A 17889-nucleotide genomic window follows, 5' to 3' on the forward strand; every position below is an offset into this window, starting at 1 on the left:
TATTATTGACCTGACGACAACAACCAAAGAACCTCATCTGGCTTACATTGCACTACGGTACATGAATTATACCGTAGTGCACTCGACATCAAACGGTTTTGATGTCGATAGCATCACCCTGCATACGCTTGCGCAGAGTACGCTTGGTACGGTCGATAACATCGCCGGCCAATTGACCGCAGGCTGCATCGATGTCATCGCCACGTGTTTTACGCACGATGGTGGTGAAACCATAGCTCATCAACACTTTGGAGAAACGATCGATACGGCTGTTAGAGCTACGACCATACGGTGCGCCAGGGAACGGGTTCCATGGGATCAGGTTGATCTTACACGGTGTATCTTTCAGCAGTTCAGCCAGTTGATGCGCGTGTTCGGTACCGTCATTGATGTGATCCAACATGACATACTCAATGGTCACACGACCCTGGTTGGCGTTGGATTTCTCCAGGTAACGACGTACTGCCCCGAGGAACGTTTCGATATTGTACTTTTTGTTGATAGGCACAATTTCGTCACGAATTTCATCGTTTGGCGCATGCAGAGAGATCGCCAGCGCGACGTCAATCATATCGCCCAGCTTATCCAACGCAGGTACAACCCCTGAGGTGGAAAGCGTAACGCGACGCTTGGACAGCCCGAAACCGAAGTCATCCAGCATGATTTCCATCGCCGGCACCACGTTAGTCAGGTTGAGCAGCGGCTCGCCCATCCCCATCATCACCACGTTGGTGATAGGACGTACGCCCGTTGCTTTGACCGCGCCAACGATTTTCGCCGCACGCCAAACCTGGCCAATGATTTCCGACACTCGCAGGTTACGGTTAAATCCCTGTTGCGCCGTAGAGCAGAATTTACACTCTAATGCACAACCAACCTGTGAAGAAACACACAGGGTCGCGCGATCGTCTTCAGGAATATAAACAGTTTCAACGCGCTGATCGCCAACCGCGATAGCCCATTTGATCGTGCCGTCAGAGGAACGCTGCTCTTCCACCACTTCCGGGGCGCGAATTTCAGCGACTTCTTTCAGCTTGTTGCGCAGCACCTTATTGATGTCAGTCATGTCATCAAAGTTGTCGCTGCAATAGTGGTACATCCACTTCATGACCTGATCGGCACGAAACGGCTTTTCGCCCATCTCTTTGAAGAATTCGCGCATTTGCTGACGGTTCAGATCCAGCAGGTTAATTTTTCCATTTTTATTTGGAACCGCAGGAATGACGACTTCAGAGGTGTTAACTAATTCAGACATAATTTTTTCCGGCCTCGTTGTTACACGTTGTGGCCCGTGGAGGGTTAAAAAGAAACGCCCCGGCAAGCGGTCTGCTCTTCCGGGGCGTTGCATTGTACAAAGTCTGGCGCAGGGATGCCACGTTTGCACGAAGCATTAGCGAAAATAATATGTAAATCGCTAATTCATCTCAACGGCGTTATAGACGCAGGAGATTAGCGCGTACGCGGGCAAACCTCGCCCTCACCAAAGAAATAGGCGATTTCGCGAGCGGCAGATTCAACGGAATCAGAACCGTGAGTCCCGTTCTCGGTGAAGCTGTCAGCGTAGTCGGCACGCAGGGTACCGGCCAGCGCGTTCGCCGGGTTGGTAGCGCCCAGCAGATCGCGATGACGCTGTACGGCATTTTCGCTTTCCAGAACTGAAACAACGATCGGACCGGAGGTCATGAATTCAACCAAACCGTCAAAGAACGGCTTGCCGTCGTGCTCAGCATAGAAGCCACGCGCCTGCTCAACGGTCAGGTGCAGCATTTTAGTCCCGACAATCTTGAACCCTGCAGCTTCAAAGCGCGCAAAGATGCTCCCAATAACGTTTTTTGCCACCGCGTTTGGTTTAATGATGGAAAAAGTACGTTCAATAGCCATTGATAACCTCTGTAATATGTTCTGTTGTTGTCTATATAGATGTACGACCTGGCGCGGATTATAAAGAGCATCCCGGCAATTGACTATTGATGAAGGTAACATTTCTTTAAAATAAGATGAGTTTTAGCAACAAATAGTCAGCAACTGGTCTACTGCAACGAAAATCTCACCGTCGCCACCTGTCCGGCGTCATCCATCACCAGCAGTTGGTAATCCCCTTTGACCGTCAGACGTAGCGTCAGGTGACGCCCGCGCTCGTCCAGACGTTGTCCGTTAAGAAACCACCAGCGCTCGCCTGTTCCACCGCTGGTTTGCACCGGCAATGAAGCCTCTGGAGAACCAGGTAAACGCTTCACAATCGCGCCATCGCGCAGACCTGTCAACTGCAACGGTAACGCGGGATCCTGCCCCAACGGCGGACATGTGGCAGAAACAGGCGGTAATCTTGCCCCACGGCGCTCTGATTCCGGCAGCCATGGCTCCAGCGGCAACGGCCATACGATAAGCGTCTGTTCGCGCGCCTGTGGGCAATCCGCCGCCACGCGTTTGCCCTCGCCGTCCAGCCAGACAGGGAAACGAATGCCGTTAACGCCTTCCTGCTCGGGTAATAACAGCGTTGGCGGCTGACTGCCTTCCAATAACCAGGTTGCCAGACGGCGGCGACAGTTGCTGTCTCCAGCCGCAAGAGATTGCCCGCCCGGCCAACATACCACGCCGCGGCTAACGGATTCAGGACGAGGATCTTCCGGCTGATTCGTCCCGCGAGAGAGCAGAAGATTGTTGACCTGATTGAGCAGCGGTACGGCGCTGGCAAAGCCAAACTGCCCCACCACCGGCGTACCGTCGGGCCTGCCGGTCCAGATGCCAATCACATAACGGGCGTTAATCCCAATCGCCCACGCATCGCGATAGCCATAGCTGGTGCCCGTTTTCCACGCCAGCGGAACCACTCTGCTCAGTGCGTTATCCGGTAGCGGTTGTGCTTCGTCAGCCATAATCCGGCGAATAATCCACGCCGCACCAGCCGACATCAGCGGGCGCTCCAGTAGCGGGTCTGACGGCTGCAGGCGCAGTTTACCCGCCTTCCCGTGGCGGGCAAAGGCGCTATAAGCCGCCGCCATATCATCAAGCCTTGCCCCCGCACCGCCCAAAATCAGCGACAGATTCGGCGCAGCCCCTGCAGGCAGATATAACGGTAAACCGACGTTACGTAACGATGCGGCAAAACGCTTCGGACCATAGGCTTCCAGTACCTGGACCGCGGGTAAATTCAGTGAACGTACCAGCGCCTCACTCATGCTTACCGGTCCGTGAAAACCACTGTCAAAATTCCCCGGTCGATAATCACCGGTTCGCCGTGGTACATCCTGCAACAACGAAGCGGGATGAATTAATCCGTCATCCAGCGCCAGACCATAGATAAACGGCTTCAGCACCGATCCCGGTGAGCGGATCGCATTCACCATATCCACATGACCAAAGCGGGAGTCATCATTCATATCAACTGACCCCACCCAGCCACGCACGCTCATATCGGTATGATCGACCACAATCATCGCCAGCGAACTACGCGCCGGTAACCGCCCTTTCCAGTTTTGCGCCAGTTCTTCAAGTTGCCGCTGCAACCCGGCGTCAAGGGTTGTCACGATTTTGTCGCTGCGGCTTTTTCCCAGCATCATGCGCGAAAATAACGGCGCTAACTGCGGCATCTGCCTGGGAGCCAGCCAGACCGGCTCTTCGCGTGACTCCTGCACCTGTTTTGCGGGCCAAATGCCCTGAATTGCCATACGTTCGAGCACTTTATTACGCGCCGCTTCAGCGCGGTCCGGCCAACGGTCCGGACGCAGACGACTCGGCGCCTGTGGCAGCACAGCCAGCAGTGCGGCGTCGGAGTAGCTCAGTTGTGCAGGCGATTTGCCAAGATAGGCCCAGCTTGCTGCGCCCACACCTTGCAACGTGCCGCCAAACGGCGCACGGTTAAGATACAGCGTCAGAATGTCGCGCTTGGACAGATGCCATTCCAGCTGCAAAGCGCGCCAGAGCTGGCGAAACTTGCCGCCAAAGGTGCGTGGGTGGGGGTCGAGTAAACGTGCCACCTGCATGGTGAGCGTACTGCCGCCCGAAACAACACGCCCTGAGGAGAGGTCCTGCCATGCGGCGCGCAGCACTGAAAATGGATTGACGCCAGGATGTTTCCAGAACCAGCGGTCTTCGTAGTTGATTAAGGCCTCAAGGTAGCGGGGTGATACCTCATCAATCGTCACCGGATAACGCCAGATACCGTCCGCGTCGGCGAAGCGCCAGAGAGGCGTACCATCGTACGCCACCACGACACGTGCGGGATCCACCTCGTGAAGCGGCAGTGGCCAGATTTTATCTGCCGCCCAAATTGCCGTCACCAACACTAGCGCAACGACTGCCAGCCAGAGCCAGCAGCCGCGTTTACCCAACCTGCGCATCATTTACGGTCTGACAATCAAAAGCCCCTCTGCCGCACCGGTTGCCCGCCACTGTGGAACATACATTGATTCCACCTGTGGGACGGGAACCTGATACGTCCCCGGCGTTACTGCCCGCGCCAGGTACATCAGCGTAACCGGCTGTCCTTCATTGACCGCCACCGCAGCAACAAAGCGATCGTCTCGGAACTCAATATGCTGGATATCCGCCTGCTGCATCTGATTGAGCAGATTCGCCACTTCGCTACCGCTATCCTGCAGGCTGGCGCTGCCGTTGGCCAGATTTTGGTTTTCCAGCTCCAGTCCGGCAGGCAGTAAGTCGACGACCAACGCATCCGGCACGTTCTGGCTGGCTTTCACCTCCAGCCAGACCAGCACCAGCTCGCCGCTGCGCAGAGAATCCAGTGATTTGCTGCTCCCGTCGAGTCCCAGGATCTGACGTTCAATATGCAGGACGTTGCTGGCAGGCGTGGGTGAGGTTTGCGGATACCCGCTGACATCCAGACGCAGCCACAGCGGCAGATTACCGGTATTCGTGACGCTCAGCGTGGACAGCTCGTCGGCATCCAGATTCCGGGTTTGCGATTTCTCACCTGATAACGGCTGTTCAGAGAGTGATGTTTGCACCTGCCACGTGCCAGGTAAATCCTGTAGCGTACGTGCGGCAAGGAACAACGCATTATTTTCCTGAGTAGAAAGCCAGCGCTGACCAAAGGCCTGTTCTGACAAGGTATTCAGCAACGTATTCTGCTCTTCAGGTTTGAGCTTGTTCTCTTCCAGCAAGGCCAGCATCAGCGCGTTGTCGCGTAGCTGACTGCCGTAATCCGCCATCCACTGCTGTGCATCGCGACGCGGAGTATTCAGCGCCAACGTAAGCGCCTGTTCACTACGATTAGCATCGCCCATGTTTTTCAGCGCGATCCCCAGTTGCAACAGCGGTAAACCAGAAGCCGCCTGAGCGCGGCGCTCCCAGATTTCACGCAGTGCGCCAAGCGGGGCTTTTTGCTGACGAGCCAGCACCAGCGCGGCGTAGGCCTGTACAGCAAACCGGCTTGCAGACGAGTCATCAGTATAACGAATCGACATCATCCCCGGATCCTGCAAATAACGCAGCAGCCGCTCATTACCCCGGTTAATCACCTCAACCGGGACGCTGTAGCCTTGTTCGTTCGCACGGACGAGGAAATCCATTACATACGCGGTCAGCCAGTACTCTTCTGATCCGTTCTTATCCCACAGCGCAAAACCGCCGTTATCGCGCTGCATTTGCAGTAAACGGGAGATGCCAATCTCTACTGCCGCACGGCGTTTTTCATCACTGTCGCCCGCGATACCTAATGCCTTCAGTTGCGCGGCATTGGTGTATAAAGAAGGGAACAACCCGCTCGCCGTTTGCTCAAGGCAACCGTAAGGGTAAGCTTTCAGTTCACGGATGTAGCGCGCCAGATTAAGCGGCGGCTTACCGCTGAACAGCAGTTGCCCCTGCATTGTCACAGGAGAGAAATTAGCCAACTCTTCGCCTGGCAGCTGCCAGGTTGCCCCCGGCTGGAGCGCAATGCCATTATTGACGGTTTGCGCGGGAAACGCCGGACGCACGCCAATCTTCCACTGTTTGTGCTGCACAGGCAGCGTTTCCCCTGGCAGGGACAGACCGCTAATCTGCGCCTGAATGTCGCCCTCGCCAAAGCCTTCCCGCGCGCGCACCGGAATAAACAGCGTAGTCCGTACGCCTGGCGCCAGATTCACAGGCGTAGGATCTTGCCCTATCAGTTCCAGTAAACCACTGGCCGCGAGCTTAATATTCAGCGTCTGCGGTTTATCGGTCAGGTTGGTCACGTCCAGCGTCAGGCGCGAAGTATCTCCCCCGGCCAAAAAGCGCGGCATGTTCAGTTCAGCAATCACCGGCGCGGCGACAATCACTTTGCTTTCGCTGCTGCCAAAGTCATCCGCCGTCCAGGCCTGCGCCATGACCCGCAGCTCGCCGTTGAAATCACCAATCGGTAACGTCACCGTACCTTCGCCCTGCTCGTTAAGCGTGACCGGCAACGCCTGTTGCGCCACGATATTGACGTGATTGACCGGAGGCTTACCGCCACGCTTTAACTCATCGCCATCGCCACCAAAGCGCAGCGCCGCCAGACGACCTTGCCCTTCGATAACCTGACCGTAAATATCATAAATATCCGCGCCATAGCGTTTTTGCCCGAAAAACGCCTGCCATGGGTCGGGCGTGACGTAATCGGTGATGTTCAACACCCCGCTATCAACGGCAGAGACCAGTACGTTAACCTGCTTTGGCACGTCGCCATTTTTAACGCTGGCTTTAATCTTGACGGTTAACGGCTGATTTGGACGTATTTTCGCCGGACTTTCCAGCGCCAGTCCCAGACGACGATTTTCATCGCCCAACGGTAAATGCAGCAACCCAACCGCCCGTTTTGGCGTCGCCGAACGGGATTTGTCGCCAGGACGAACCACCAGCGCACTGAGATACAAATCGTGGCGATTCCAGGTTTTATCGACCGGAATAGTGAGATCCAGGCCATTCGCAGGCACGTCTATTTCTTGCCACCACAGCGGTCCTTCGCTGGACTCCACCATCGCATAACCTTTGCCAGCCGCGGGGGCGGCAATATGCAGCTTCATGGTATCGCCAGGACGATAGCCGGGTTTATCCAGTTTCAGGGTTACACGATCGGGACGAACAGAGCCACTGCCGTCGCTATTATCCTGCCAGCTATAACCGGCCCAGAAGCGCACGCTGCTCACCGCATCATTCGGCGCTTTTACTTCCAGACGATAGGCACCCCACTCAACCGGGAAGCTCACTTTACCGGTTTCATCGGCCTTAAGATCCAGCGTCTGCTCACCTTCGATCAGATCTTTTTGATCAAACTGTGATTGCCAGCCCTCGCCTTCAGTCCAGTTCCAGTAATAATCACGACGTTCCCGGATCAAACGCACCTGCAAGCCGGACACCGCTTTTTTATCGCCTTGTGCATCGGCATAAACGATATCGAAAGCGGCATTGCTGTCTTCATCGACGATAGGCTGGTTCACCGTGGTGTCAGTGCGATAATCATAAACGGCTTTCGCCGCAAACTGTGGTCGAATCCCCGGCAGCGTATCCGCAGGCCAGATGGCTTGCTCAACCCGACGCGTCACCGGGCGGCCACCCGACTCCAGCAGGCTGGCTTGCAACACCACCTGTAACGGGGAGTGCGTCTCCTGCCACTGGCTGGCGGTGGTCACTTCGCCACGACCGTGATCGTCCAGCGTGAGCTGAACTTCATCAAGGCTGCGGGAAAGGTTTTCTTCGGCAATATTACCAAACTGGAACCCTGGCAACGCCTGCACCGCCTCGCGCAATGGCCGCAAGAAAAGCTGCCCTTGCAGCGCGTTGCCGTTGGCGGGCGCGCCGTACAGGTAGTAACCCACCACCGAGAATTTCACTTCATCAGTTGGCGCTACCGGCATTTTGCTGGCGGTGAGATTGAGCGCCATCCGCTCTGGCATAAAATCTTCGACGTGGAAATCCCACATCCGCGTCTGGTTGTCGCCAGTATTGGCGCGAATATGCCACATCCCGGTCGGCGCGCTGCTGTCCAGCGGCCAGCTAAAGCGGTACAGACCGTTCTCCGGCTGGCTGACAACCGAGCGTAAAACCTGTCCGTCGGGCTTAACGACTTCCAGCTTCACCGGCTGGTCGGGTAACGTTTTACCGTCGCTGTCACGTAGTAATCCATTGAGGATCACCGTTTCACCGGGGCGATAGAGATCGCGCGGACCAAACATAAAGAACTGTTTGCTGTATCCCGGCGCGCCGGCAATATCAAACTCAGCCAGATCCAACGCCGGAAGTTTCAGGTCAAGCAGCGTGGTCTGCCCGTCTTTGCGGGCCAGCAATAAGGCAGCTTCTTTATCAGTCTTAAGCTGTACATGACCCTGTGCGTCGCTGGTGGCTTGCGCCAGCGTCTGCCCTTTTTCGTTGAGTAATGTGACTTCAATGCCCTGCTGCGCTGCGCCGTTTTCCAGACTCTGCGTAAAGACATCCAGTTGATTGTGGTAGCGATGCGCCGATACACCAATATCGCTGAGCGTAAACAGCGTCGCGGCATTACTGTAGTTGTATTTTCCGGCCTGATTCATCACCGCGATGTAAACGCCGGCCTGCTGCAACGGTTTGATTTCGCTCAGCGGGAGCAATAGCTTTTCGCGCGTGTTACGCGCAGGGTTGAGATCAAAGCGTCCGGTATAGACCAGTTCCGCCATTTTCAGCAGATTATCGGATTCCCAGTTCGACAACGAATTGCGGTATTCCCACTGGCTGACGAACGCGCCAAGCGACTCTGGCTTCACGCGATAAAAATTCACATCCACACTGTTAACGTTGAGCGCCATCACCGGCAGCCCTTCAATCACTTTTCCCGGCAGTAGCGAACCGCGACTGGCGAAGCCTACGCTCGGCTGGACGTCACGCGTGGTGATGTTTTTTTCATAATCGATGCCAAACGTCGCTTTATTCAGCGCCAGTAAATCACGCTCAATGGTAACCACCAGTTCCCGGTTAGGTTCGAGGTGGCGTAAGCGTAGCTCTTTCAGGTTTGGCGCCAGTTCCCACGCCCCATCGACTTTGCCGCTTTTTTTATCGACAACGTGCACTACACGGGAAAAATCTTGTTCCGGATCGAGGGGAATGGAGAAGGTCAATACGAGCGTTGCTACGCCGTCGAGTTGGACCTCTGAGGCATCCAACAGCGTCAGCGACTTGCCCTGACTTTGTTGCATCAGCTTTTCTAACTGAGCCTTGTCTTTTGCGGGCGCGGTCTGCGGCGCAGGTGCATCCGGCTTCGCAGCCGTCGTCGATTTTTCGTTATTATTATCGCACCCGACAAGTGCCAGCATCAGCATGCAGGCCGCTACGCGTAAATGTTTCATTGTTCATCCCTGGCCGTAGTGGCCCGTTAGCTACGTAGAACAACTATTATGCGTTAGTTTTCTGGCTGTGGAAGCCAGTAAATGAACAACGTTGTCCTAATTTTCGTGATTAATGTGGATTCGCCTGCCAAATCAGCCTCTTTTACTTGTCGCTTTGCACTAAACGTCCGACAATTTGCCAAAACCTGGTAAAAATGGAGATGCCTATGACCACCGCCTTCTTTGTCGCTGCCGACTGGCTTGCCGAACACATTGACGACCCGGAAATACAAATCCTTGATGCCCGGATGGCACCTCCAGGTCAGGAAGATCGCGATGTTGGCGAGGAGTATCGTGCGGGTCATATTCCTGGCGCCGTTTTTTTTGATATTGAAGCGCTTTCTGACCATACCTCGCCGTTGCCGCACATGATGCCGCGCCCGGAAGCCTTCGCTGTCGCGATGCGCGAATTGGGTGTTCATCAGGATAAACATCTGGTTGTCTACGATGACGGCAACCTTTTTTCCGCCCCCCGCGCATGGTGGATGCTGCGGACTTTTGGCGTCGAGAATGTCTCCATTCTGGCGGGCGGTCTTGCTGGCTGGCAGCGCGATGAGCTAATGCTGCAGGAAGGAAACGAGGAGTTACCCGAAGGCGAATTTAACGCCGCATTTACGCCTGAAGCCGTGGTGCGCGTCACTGATGTGCTGCTGGCCAGTCATGAAAAAACGGCGCAGATCGTCGATGCCCGCCCGGCTGCACGTTTTAATGCCGAAGTTGACGAGCCGCGTCTTGGTCTGAAGCGTGGTCATGTGCCTGGTGCGCTTAACGTACCGTGGACAGAGCTGGTTCGTGACGGCGAACTGAAAACTACCGACGAACTGGATGCTATTTTCTTCAGCCACGGCGTGAGCTTTGACCGCCCCATTATCGCCAGCTGCGGCTCCGGCGTAACGGCTGCCGTGGTGGTACTGGCGCTTGCCACTCTGGATGTTTCGAACGTCTCATTGTATGACGGGGCGTGGAGCGAATGGGGAGCGCGCAACGATTTACCGGTAGAACCGACTGAGGCTAAATAAAATCTGATTTACCCTTCTTTTTCGCCGACAAAAAAACCGCTCAGTTGAGCGGTTTTTTTGTGCCAGTCCGGTTCGCGGCCTTTCTGGCAGGCTGTGTTGCCATAGCAACGCAGGCACATCGTAGTGATTTAATACTCCCTTTTAAGGGAGTAAAAGTCAAGTTAGTTAGCCGAGAAATTATTCACAACGTGAGATATTATTCTCCGTGGCCCTTCGGGGCGGCTTTCCTTTACTCAGATAATCCGGTTCTGTTTAAAATCGCGCAGGAAGCCGCCCCAGCGGCGTTCGTAGAACGGCGCGATATGCTCGGTGATAAAGTGGCTGACACCCTTCTCGCCTTTCTTCACCTGGCAAATATCAATCGGTTCATCGCCCGGTAATGTGTCGGTCGCGACGCTGCCCGCAGCGTGGATGATCTCTTCAATATCACCGTCAGCTTCAATCCCGATCAACAGGTTTGGCTGAGCTTCCGCACTTTCTTTGATTGAGCAAAGAAACGCACGTTTTACCGGCTTGATGGTTTTAAACAGCGTGGTCAGCGAGTCAATCATCTGCGCTGGCGGTTCAGCGACTTCAGAGAGGATCAGCGATTCCCCCCCTTCCAGAACCTCCTGGGTGCTTAGCGGACTCCCCTCTTCACCGATCAGCAGACTGATTTCACGAGGCATAAACTCTTTGCCGGTCGGCAGTTTCGCGTTGAGAAACAGCGTTTCACCAAGCGTCATTTCAAACAACGTACGCACCGGCATAACGACAAATGCTTGCTCATCTTCAACCGCCTGCTGCAAAGCCTCAAGGGAAGTAAAGAACGGGATCACGGTTGTGCCGTCTTCTTTTTCCCAGTGCTGCAGATCGAGAGCGCTGTCTTCAACCACCGCCTCGCCTTCTGCAGCAGTACCCGGCACCCAAACGGTGGATTCAAGTAAAGTACGGAAAAATGCCGGTCGATGCGCAGGCTCTGTCGCCGCTTGTTCCAGCAACGTTTCTAATTCATTTTTTGTTTCGGTCATAAGGATCACAAATTGGATGAATACATGTAGGCCGGATAAGCGTCGCGCCATCCGGCAATACAGTCATGAATTATGCGGTCAGCAGATTCGCGATGGTGCGCACACCCAGACCGGTTGCGCCCGCAGACCACTGCTCAACCGGCGCTTTGCGATAGGTTGCAGAGCAGTCGATGTGCAGCCAGCCTTGCTGGTAGTTTTCCACAAAATGGGACAGGAAGCCCGCCGCCGTGCTCGCACCCGCCGGGTAGGCCGCGCTACCGGTGTTGTTTAGTTCAGCAAAGTTAGATGGCAACTGACTACGGTGGAACTCAGCCAACGGTAGACGCCAGAACGGCTCGTTTTCTTGTGCCGCGCTTGCCAGCAGACGGGCAGCCAGCTTGTCGTCAAAGCTGAACAACGCGTGATAATCGTTACCCAGGGCGGTTTTCGCGGCACCGGTCAGCGTAGCTGCATCAATAATCAGCTCCGGTTTCTGCGCGCTGGCGTCGATCAAACCATCCGCCAGCACCAAGCGTCCTTCCGCATCGGTATTCATCACTTCAACTTTTTTGCCGTTGCGATAGTGAATAATATCGCCCAGTTTAAAGGCGTTGCCGCTGATCAGGTTATCCGCGCAGCACAGGTACAGTTTCACACGCTTGTTCAGACCACGGGTAATGGCAAACGCCAGCGCGCCAGTGACCGTTGCCGCACCGCCCATATCGGACTTCATTGAGTCCATAAATGCGCTTTGCTTGATGCTGTAACCGCCGGAGTCAAAGGTAATTCCCTTACCAACCAGGCAAGCATAAACCGGGGCTTCTTTATCACCGGTAGGATTGTAGTCCAGCGCCAGCAGCACCGGAGGACGCTCAGAACCGCGCCCCACGGTATGCAGTCCCATGTAGTTCTGCTCGCGCAGATCTTCACCTTTGGTGATGCGGTAAGAGACGTTATCGCAGGCCACCCCGCACAGCAGGTCGACCGCGCGCTGCGCCAGTTGTTCCGGACCCAGTTCTTCCGCCGGGGCGTTAATGGTATCGCGCACCCAGTCAATAATCTTCAGACGGTTATCCAGCTCTTTGCGCTGTGCTTCGTCCAGGGCAGCCCACTCAACTTTGCGACTGCCTTTTGGTCCTTTATAACCCTGCCAGAAAGCCCAACTGCGTTCGGTATCCCAACCTTCACCGTCCAGTTGCACGTGTTTAATACCCAGGCCATCGATTTTACGCGCGGCGCGCTGGATAAGACCGAGGTCATCTTTTCCGTTCAGGTGCAGGGTAATGCCTTCATTATTAATGCTGTATGTTGCCTTTTCACCCCAGCGGGCATCGGCAGGTTGCGTGGAAAGCGTAATTTTCATGGCTTCTGTCATTTTATTTATCCTTATTTTCGCGCATACAGGAAAACGGGCCACCCGTGGGCAGCCCGTTGACTTATTCGGCTTCGTCCAGCCAGACCAGCAAAATGGCCTCAAGGATTTTTTCGTTCGATGCCTGTGGATCATCATCGAACTCTTCCAGGTCACAGATCCATTGGTGCAGATCGGTGAAACGAACGGTCTTGGGATCAAGGTCGGGGAAGGCATCGTACAGCGCTTCACCGATTTCACGGCTATCGGTCCACTTCAGTCCCATACTACCCTCTGTTAATGCTCACGTGCATGATTGATTGTGTAACGTGGGATTTCGACCACTAAATCGTCCTCGGTTACCCGCGCCTGGCAGCTTAAACGGCTTTCCGGCTCCAGACCCCAGGCTTTATCCAGCATGTCGTCTTCTTCTTCCGTGCTTTCCGGCAAAGAATCAAAACCTTCACGTACAATGCAGTGACAGGTCGTACAGGCACAGGATTTTTCACAGGCGTGTTCAATTTCGATACCGTTACGCAGGGCAACGTCGAGAATGGTTTCGCCGGTCTCAGCTTCCAGAACTGCGCCATCGGGACAGAGATCCTGATGAGGCAAAATAACAATCTTTGGCATATTAAACCTCGTCCACGGAATGGCCTTTCAGCGCGCTACGGACGGATTTGTCCATGCGGCGAGCGGCGAATTCCTGGGTTTGTTTGTCTACGTTTTTAATGGCTTGTTCTATCGCGTCAACATCGTCACCCTGCGCAACCTCGCTCAAGTGCGCGGCGGCGGTGTCGATAGCCTGACGTTCTGCGGCGCTTAACAGCGCGGCATCAGCGTTCAGCGCACCGGATAAACTTTCCAGTACACGTGCCGCTTCGACTTTCTGTTCTGCCAGCATACGGGCTTTGACGTCCTGCTCGGCAAAACTCATCGAATCCTGAATCATGGAGGCGATTTCGCCGTCAGTCAGACCGTAGGACGGTTTAACCTGGATTGAGGACTCAACGCCTGTGGATTTCTCCATGGCGGTGACGCTCAGCAGCCCATCGGCATCCACCTGGAAGGTCACGCGGATATGCGCGCCGCCTGCTGGCAGCGCCGGAATACCGCGCAGCGCAAAACGCGCCAGTGAACGGCAGTCCTGCACCAGCTCACGCTCGCCTTGCATCACGTGGATGGACATTGCGGTCTGGCCGTCTTTAAAGGTGGTAAAGTCCTGCGCACGCGCCACCGGGATAGTGGTATTACGCGGGATCACTTTCTCCACCAGGCCGCCCATGGTTTCCAGTCCCAGGGACAGCGGGATGACGTCCAGCAGCAGCATTTCGCTGTCCGGTTTATTTCCGACCAGAATATCCGCCTGGATTGCCGCACCGATAGCGACCACTTTGTCCGGGTCAATAGAGGTCAGCGGCGTACGGCCAAAAAACTCACCCACGCGTTCACGTACCAGCGGTACGCGCGTTGAACCACCGACCATCACCACTTCCAACACATCCTGCGGCTCAACACCCGCATCTTTCAGCGCGCGACGACAGGCCAGCAGCGTACGCTTAACCAGTGCGGAAATAAGTTCATTGAAGGTTTCACGGGTGATTTCACCCTGCCATCCCGCCACGTTAACTGCCACAGAATCGGCGTCGCTGAGCGCAATTTTCGCCGCAATGGCGGCATCCAACAGTTCACGCTGTACGCGGTTGTCGCTACGATCGGTAACTCCCGCCTGCTCGCGAATGTAATCGGCGAGCAGATGGTCAAAATCATCACCGCCGAGTGCGGAATCACCGCCGGTCGCCAGCACTTCGAACACGCCACGGCTCAGGCGCAGAATAGAAATATCAAAGGTACCGCCGCCAAGGTCATAGACTGCGATCACACCTTCCTGACCGGAGTCCAGGCCATAAGCGATCGCCGCAGCGGTCGGCTCATTCAGCAGACGTAATACGTGCAGGCCAGCCAGACGCGCGGCGTCTTTGGTCCCCTGACGCTGCGCATCGTCAAAATATGCCGGAACGGTGATCACGACGCCGTCCAGTTCACCGGACAGCGATTCGGTTGCCCGCGCGGCCAGCGCTTTCAGAATGTCAGCGGATACGCGCACCGGATTAAGTAAACCGGCAGCGGTTTCAATCATCGGCAGGCCGTTTTCACTGGCCTGAAATGTATAAGGCTGATGCGGATAGCGCGCCTGGATATCCGCCAGAGAGCGGCCCATCATGCGTTTTACCGAACTAACGGTATTGGCCGGGTCAAGCGCGGCATTGGCGCGAGCATCGTAACCGACAGAGTAGCCCTGCGGCTGATAGTGAACCACTGACGGCAACAGGTGGCGACCTTCGTGGTCTGCCAGCGTTTCGGCCTGGCCGCTGCGTACAGTCGCAACCAGGGAGTTGGTGGTGCCTAAATCGATGCCTACCGCCAGACGACGCTGATGCGGCGCGGCGCTCAGACCAGGCTCACTAATTTGTAATAAGGCCATTTTCGCTTCCGGAAATTAAAAATCGAGCAGTTTTTCTTCGAGTTGTTCTGCACTGCTTCGCAGTTTATCGAGAAAACGCAGCTTACGCACGGTATCCGCCGCCGCGTCCCACATCTCGTTATCCAGCTGTTCAACCATCAGTTGATGGCGACTTTCAAACATTTTTTTCACGCGCTGGATAAAGCTTTCCAGTCGCGATTCGTCTTTCGCCTGCTCAATCTCGTCAAGCTCTTCCCGCAGCTCCAGTTGCTCCATCAGGAACGCGGTATCACGCACTGTGTGCTGCTCATTGCGAATATCAAAGCCGTGTAAAGACAATAAGTATTCGGCGCGCATCAAGGGATGACGCAGCGTTTGCCAGGCCTGGTTAATGGTGGCGGACTGCGAAACCGCAGCAAGTTGCTCCGCCTGAGAACCGCTGGCGAATTTATCAGGATGATACTGACGTTGGAGATCCTGAAAACGGATCGTCAGAGCCTGGAGATCAATAGGATATTGAGCGGGTAATCCGAAGAGAGTGAAGTAATCCATAACTATCTCAGGGGTAGCCTGTTAGAACAAACCCCACACGTAAAATCATGCGTGTGGGGTTATCGGTGAGCGCGTTATACGTGGAAGCTTTCGCCGCATCCACATTCGTCTTTCACGTTCGGGTTAGTGAACTTAAACCCTTCGTTCAGACCTTCTTTGACGAAGTCTAACTGCGTACCGTCGAGAAATTGCAGGCTCTTACCGTCGACCACAACTTTAACGCCTTTGTCTTCAAACACGGTATCTTCAGCCGCCGGCTCGTCAACAAATTCCAGTACATAGGCCATACCTGAGCAGCCGGAGGTTCTCACGCCCAGACGCAGACCAAACCCTTTACCGCGGTTTGCCAGGAAGGTATTTACACGCGCTGCTGCACTGTCGCTTAAGGTAATCGACATAATAAAACCTCAACTCTTAATTATTTTGCTTCACGTTTGCTTTTGTAATCCGCAATCGCGGCTTTAATCGCGTCTTCAGCCAGGATAGAGCAGTGAATTTTCACCGGTGGCAGTTCAAGCTCGTCGGCGATATCGGTGTTTTTAATCGCCTGTGCTTCGTCCAGAGATTTCCCTTTTACCCATTCGGTAACCAGAGAACTGGAGGCAATAGCGGAACCGCAGCCGTAAGTCTTGAAACGCGCGTCTTCAATGATACCCTCATTGTTGACTTTGATCTGCAACTTCATCACGTCGCCACAGGCTGGTGCACCGACCATGCCGCTACCCACGTTCTCGTCGCTGTTGTCAAAAGAGCCCACGTTACGTGGATTCTCGTAATGATCGATAACTTTTTCGCTGTAAGCCATGTTGAATTCTCCTTATCGGTGCCGAATTAGTGATGTGACCATTCAATACTGTTCAAATCCACGCCCTGTTTGAACATTTCCCACAGTGGAGAAAGGTCGCGCAGACGGCCAATGGAGTTGCGAACCAAATTGATGGCATAGTCAATCTCTTCTTCGGTAGTGAAACGACCTAAAGAGAAACGAATTGAGCTGTGTGCCAGCTCGTCGGTCATACCCAGCGCGCGCAGCACGTAGGATGGCTCCAGGCTTGCTGAAGTACATGCAGAACCGGAGGATACCGCCAGGTCTTTCAGCGCCATAATCAGCGACTCGCCTTCAACAAAGTTGAAGCTGACGTTGAGAATGTTCGGTGCGCCCTGTTCGAGATCGCCGTTCAGGTACACTTCTTCCATGTCCTTCACGCCGTTCCACAGGCGGTTACGCAGGCTGCGCAGACGCGCCATCTCGGTTTCCATCTCTTCTTTAGCGATACGGTACGCTTCACCCATGCCCACGATCTGGTGAACAGGCAAAGTACCGGAACGCATGCCGCGCTCGTGACCACCGCCGTGCATCTGCGCTTCAATACGAATACGCGGTTTACGACGCACGTACAGCGCGCCAATACCTTTCGGGCCATAGATTTTGTGGCCGGAGAAGGACATCAGGTCAACTTTCAGCTGGCTCAGGTCGATCGGCAGTTTGCCCACGCTCTGAGTGGCGTCAACGTGATAGATGATGCCGCGCGCACGGCACATTTCGCCGATAGTCGCGATATCCTGCACCACGCCGATTTCGTTGTTCACGTGCATGATGGACACGAGGATGGTGTCGTCACGCATTGCCGCTTCAAGTTCTTTAAGATCGATGATGCCGTTACGCTGCGGGGCGAGGTAGGTAACTTCAAACCCTTCGCGCTCCAGCTGACGGCAGGTATCCAGCACGGCTTTGTGTTCGGTTTTGCTGGTGATGATGTGCTTGCCTTTTTTCTGATAAAAGTTGGCTGCACCTTTAATCGCCAGGTTATCGGATTCAGTCGCACCGGAGGTAAAGACGATTTCACGCGGGTCAGCGCCCACGAGGTCGGCAATCTGGTTACGGGCGATATCTACCGCCTCTTCAGCCTGCCAGCCAAAACGGTGTGAACGAGACGCTGGGTTACCAAAGTTTCCGTCCAGGGTCAGACACTGCATCATTTTCTCGGCAACACGCGGGTCCACCGGCGTGGTTGCGGAGTAATCGAGATAGATCGGTAATTTCATTGCTCTATAAACTCCGTACATCGCTTCAATGCAAGGAACCAGGCAACCGGCTGGATGTACGACCGAGTTAACGGGGCGTCGAACACCCCGGCCTGATTCTAATATCTTATTATCTTTGCCCTAAATAGTTCGTGTTGCAGCAAGGCGGCAA

General features: G+C 54.8%; 14 protein-coding genes. 1 reads left to right on the forward strand and 13 read right to left on the reverse strand.

Annotated features, from left to right (window positions below; translation table 11 throughout):
- Nucleotides 1-88: 88 nt before the first annotated feature.
- From rlmN to FDX14_RS08695, 4 genes are all read right to left on the reverse strand, one after another.
- Nucleotides 89-1255, reverse strand: coding sequence for a dual-specificity RNA methyltransferase RlmN (rlmN, locus tag FDX14_RS08680; RefSeq protein WP_003037713.1), 1167 nt, complete (start codon nt 1253-1255; stop codon nt 89-91).
- Between the two features lie 194 nt (nt 1256-1449).
- Nucleotides 1450-1881, reverse strand: a complete 432-nt coding sequence (gene ndk, locus FDX14_RS08685; RefSeq protein WP_003037710.1) for a nucleoside-diphosphate kinase — start codon at nt 1879-1881, stop codon at nt 1450-1452.
- A 149-nt stretch (nt 1882-2030) separates the two neighbouring features.
- Nucleotides 2031-4343 (reverse strand): peptidoglycan glycosyltransferase PbpC, encoded by a 2313-nt coding sequence (pbpC, locus tag FDX14_RS08690; protein WP_137349346.1) that lies wholly within the window; start codon nt 4341-4343, stop codon nt 2031-2033.
- Entirely contained in the window at nt 4344-9278 is a 4935-nt protein-coding gene (locus FDX14_RS08695; RefSeq protein ID WP_137349347.1) for an alpha-2-macroglobulin family protein, read from the reverse strand. It lies immediately after the preceding gene.
- Nucleotides 9279-9484: 206 nt separating this feature from the next.
- Here FDX14_RS08695 and sseA point away from each other — a divergent pair, with 206 nt between their 5' ends.
- Complete coding sequence (sseA, locus tag FDX14_RS08700) at nt 9485-10336, forward strand: 3-mercaptopyruvate sulfurtransferase (RefSeq protein ID WP_137349348.1); 852 nt, start codon at nt 9485-9487, stop codon at nt 10334-10336.
- A gap of 233 nt (nt 10337-10569) precedes the next feature.
- Here the strand turns inward: sseA and sseB are convergent, their stop codons facing one another.
- The 9 genes from sseB to iscS form a co-directional block, all read right to left on the reverse strand.
- A complete protein-coding gene (gene sseB, locus FDX14_RS08705; protein ID WP_042307197.1) occupies nt 10570-11346 on the reverse strand; it encodes an enhanced serine sensitivity protein SseB in 777 nt (258 codons plus the stop codon).
- A 70-nt stretch (nt 11347-11416) separates the two neighbouring features.
- The gene (gene pepB / locus FDX14_RS08710; RefSeq protein WP_042306738.1) at nt 11417-12700 is read right to left on the reverse strand and encodes an aminopeptidase PepB; all 1284 of its coding nucleotides are present in this window, start codon (nt 12698-12700) and stop codon (nt 11417-11419) included.
- A 61-nt stretch (nt 12701-12761) separates the two neighbouring features.
- Complete coding sequence (iscX, locus tag FDX14_RS08715; RefSeq protein WP_003037694.1) at nt 12762-12962, reverse strand: Fe-S cluster assembly protein IscX; 201 nt, start codon at nt 12960-12962, stop codon at nt 12762-12764.
- Between the two features lie 11 nt (nt 12963-12973).
- Nucleotides 12974-13309, reverse strand: a complete 336-nt coding sequence (gene fdx, locus FDX14_RS08720; RefSeq protein ID WP_003037690.1) for an ISC system 2Fe-2S type ferredoxin — start codon at nt 13307-13309, stop codon at nt 12974-12976.
- Nucleotide 13310: 1 nt separating this feature from the next.
- Complete coding sequence (gene hscA / locus FDX14_RS08725; RefSeq protein WP_042306737.1) at nt 13311-15161, reverse strand: Fe-S protein assembly chaperone HscA; 1851 nt, start codon at nt 15159-15161, stop codon at nt 13311-13313.
- Between the two features lie 15 nt (nt 15162-15176).
- Nucleotides 15177-15692 carry a co-chaperone HscB gene (hscB, locus tag FDX14_RS08730; RefSeq protein WP_042306735.1) on the reverse strand — a complete coding sequence of 172 codons (516 nt, stop codon included), beginning with the start codon at nt 15690-15692 and terminating at the stop codon, nt 15177-15179.
- Nucleotides 15693-15766: 74 nt separating this feature from the next.
- A complete protein-coding gene (iscA, locus tag FDX14_RS08735; RefSeq protein WP_003037681.1) occupies nt 15767-16090 on the reverse strand; it encodes an iron-sulfur cluster assembly protein IscA in 324 nt (107 codons plus the stop codon).
- Nucleotides 16091-16110: 20 nt separating this feature from the next.
- On the reverse strand, nt 16111-16497 hold the full coding sequence (iscU, locus tag FDX14_RS08740; RefSeq protein WP_002913991.1) for a Fe-S cluster assembly scaffold IscU: 387 nt from the start codon (nt 16495-16497) through the stop codon (nt 16111-16113).
- 26 nt (nt 16498-16523) lie between these two features.
- A complete protein-coding gene (iscS, locus tag FDX14_RS08745; protein WP_003835233.1) occupies nt 16524-17738 on the reverse strand; it encodes a cysteine desulfurase in 1215 nt (404 codons plus the stop codon).
- Between the last annotated feature and the right edge of the window lie 151 nt (nt 17739-17889).

Source organism: Citrobacter sp. wls710, assembly GCF_005281115.1.
Taxonomy (GTDB): Bacteria; Pseudomonadota; Gammaproteobacteria; order Enterobacterales; family Enterobacteriaceae; genus Citrobacter; species Citrobacter werkmanii.

Bases quoted from the DNA above. Each gene is read 5' to 3' on its own strand.
- rlmN (WP_003037713.1), bottom strand. From the start codon at position 1,255: ATGTCTGAATTAGTTAACACCTCTGAAGTCGTCATTCCTGCGGTTCCA.
- ndk (WP_003037710.1), bottom strand. From the start codon at position 1,881: ATGGCTATTGAACGTACTTTTTCCATCATTAAACCAAACGCGGTGGCA.
- pbpC (WP_137349346.1), bottom strand. From the start codon at position 4,343: ATGATGCGCAGGTTGGGTAAACGCGGCTGCTGGCTCTGGCTGGCAGTC.
- FDX14_RS08695 (WP_137349347.1), bottom strand. From the start codon at position 9,278: ATGAAACATTTACGCGTAGCGGCCTGCATGCTGATGCTGGCACTTGTC.
- sseA (WP_137349348.1), top strand. From the start codon at position 9,485: ATGACCACCGCCTTCTTTGTCGCTGCCGACTGGCTTGCCGAACACATT.
- sseB (WP_042307197.1), bottom strand. From the start codon at position 11,346: ATGACCGAAACAAAAAATGAATTAGAAACGTTGCTGGAACAAGCGGCG.
- pepB (WP_042306738.1), bottom strand. From the start codon at position 12,700: ATGACAGAAGCCATGAAAATTACGCTTTCCACGCAACCTGCCGATGCC.
- iscX (WP_003037694.1), bottom strand. From the start codon at position 12,962: ATGGGACTGAAGTGGACCGATAGCCGTGAAATCGGTGAAGCGCTGTAC.
- fdx (WP_003037690.1), bottom strand. From the start codon at position 13,309: ATGCCAAAGATTGTTATTTTGCCTCATCAGGATCTCTGTCCCGATGGC.
- hscA (WP_042306737.1), bottom strand. From the start codon at position 15,161: ATGGCCTTATTACAAATTAGTGAGCCTGGTCTGAGCGCCGCGCCGCAT.
- hscB (WP_042306735.1), bottom strand. From the start codon at position 15,692: ATGGATTACTTCACTCTCTTCGGATTACCCGCTCAATATCCTATTGAT.
- iscA (WP_003037681.1), bottom strand. From the start codon at position 16,090: ATGTCGATTACCTTAAGCGACAGTGCAGCAGCGCGTGTAAATACCTTC.
- iscU (WP_002913991.1), bottom strand. From the start codon at position 16,497: ATGGCTTACAGCGAAAAAGTTATCGATCATTACGAGAATCCACGTAAC.
- iscS (WP_003835233.1), bottom strand. From the start codon at position 17,738: ATGAAATTACCGATCTATCTCGATTACTCCGCAACCACGCCGGTGGAC.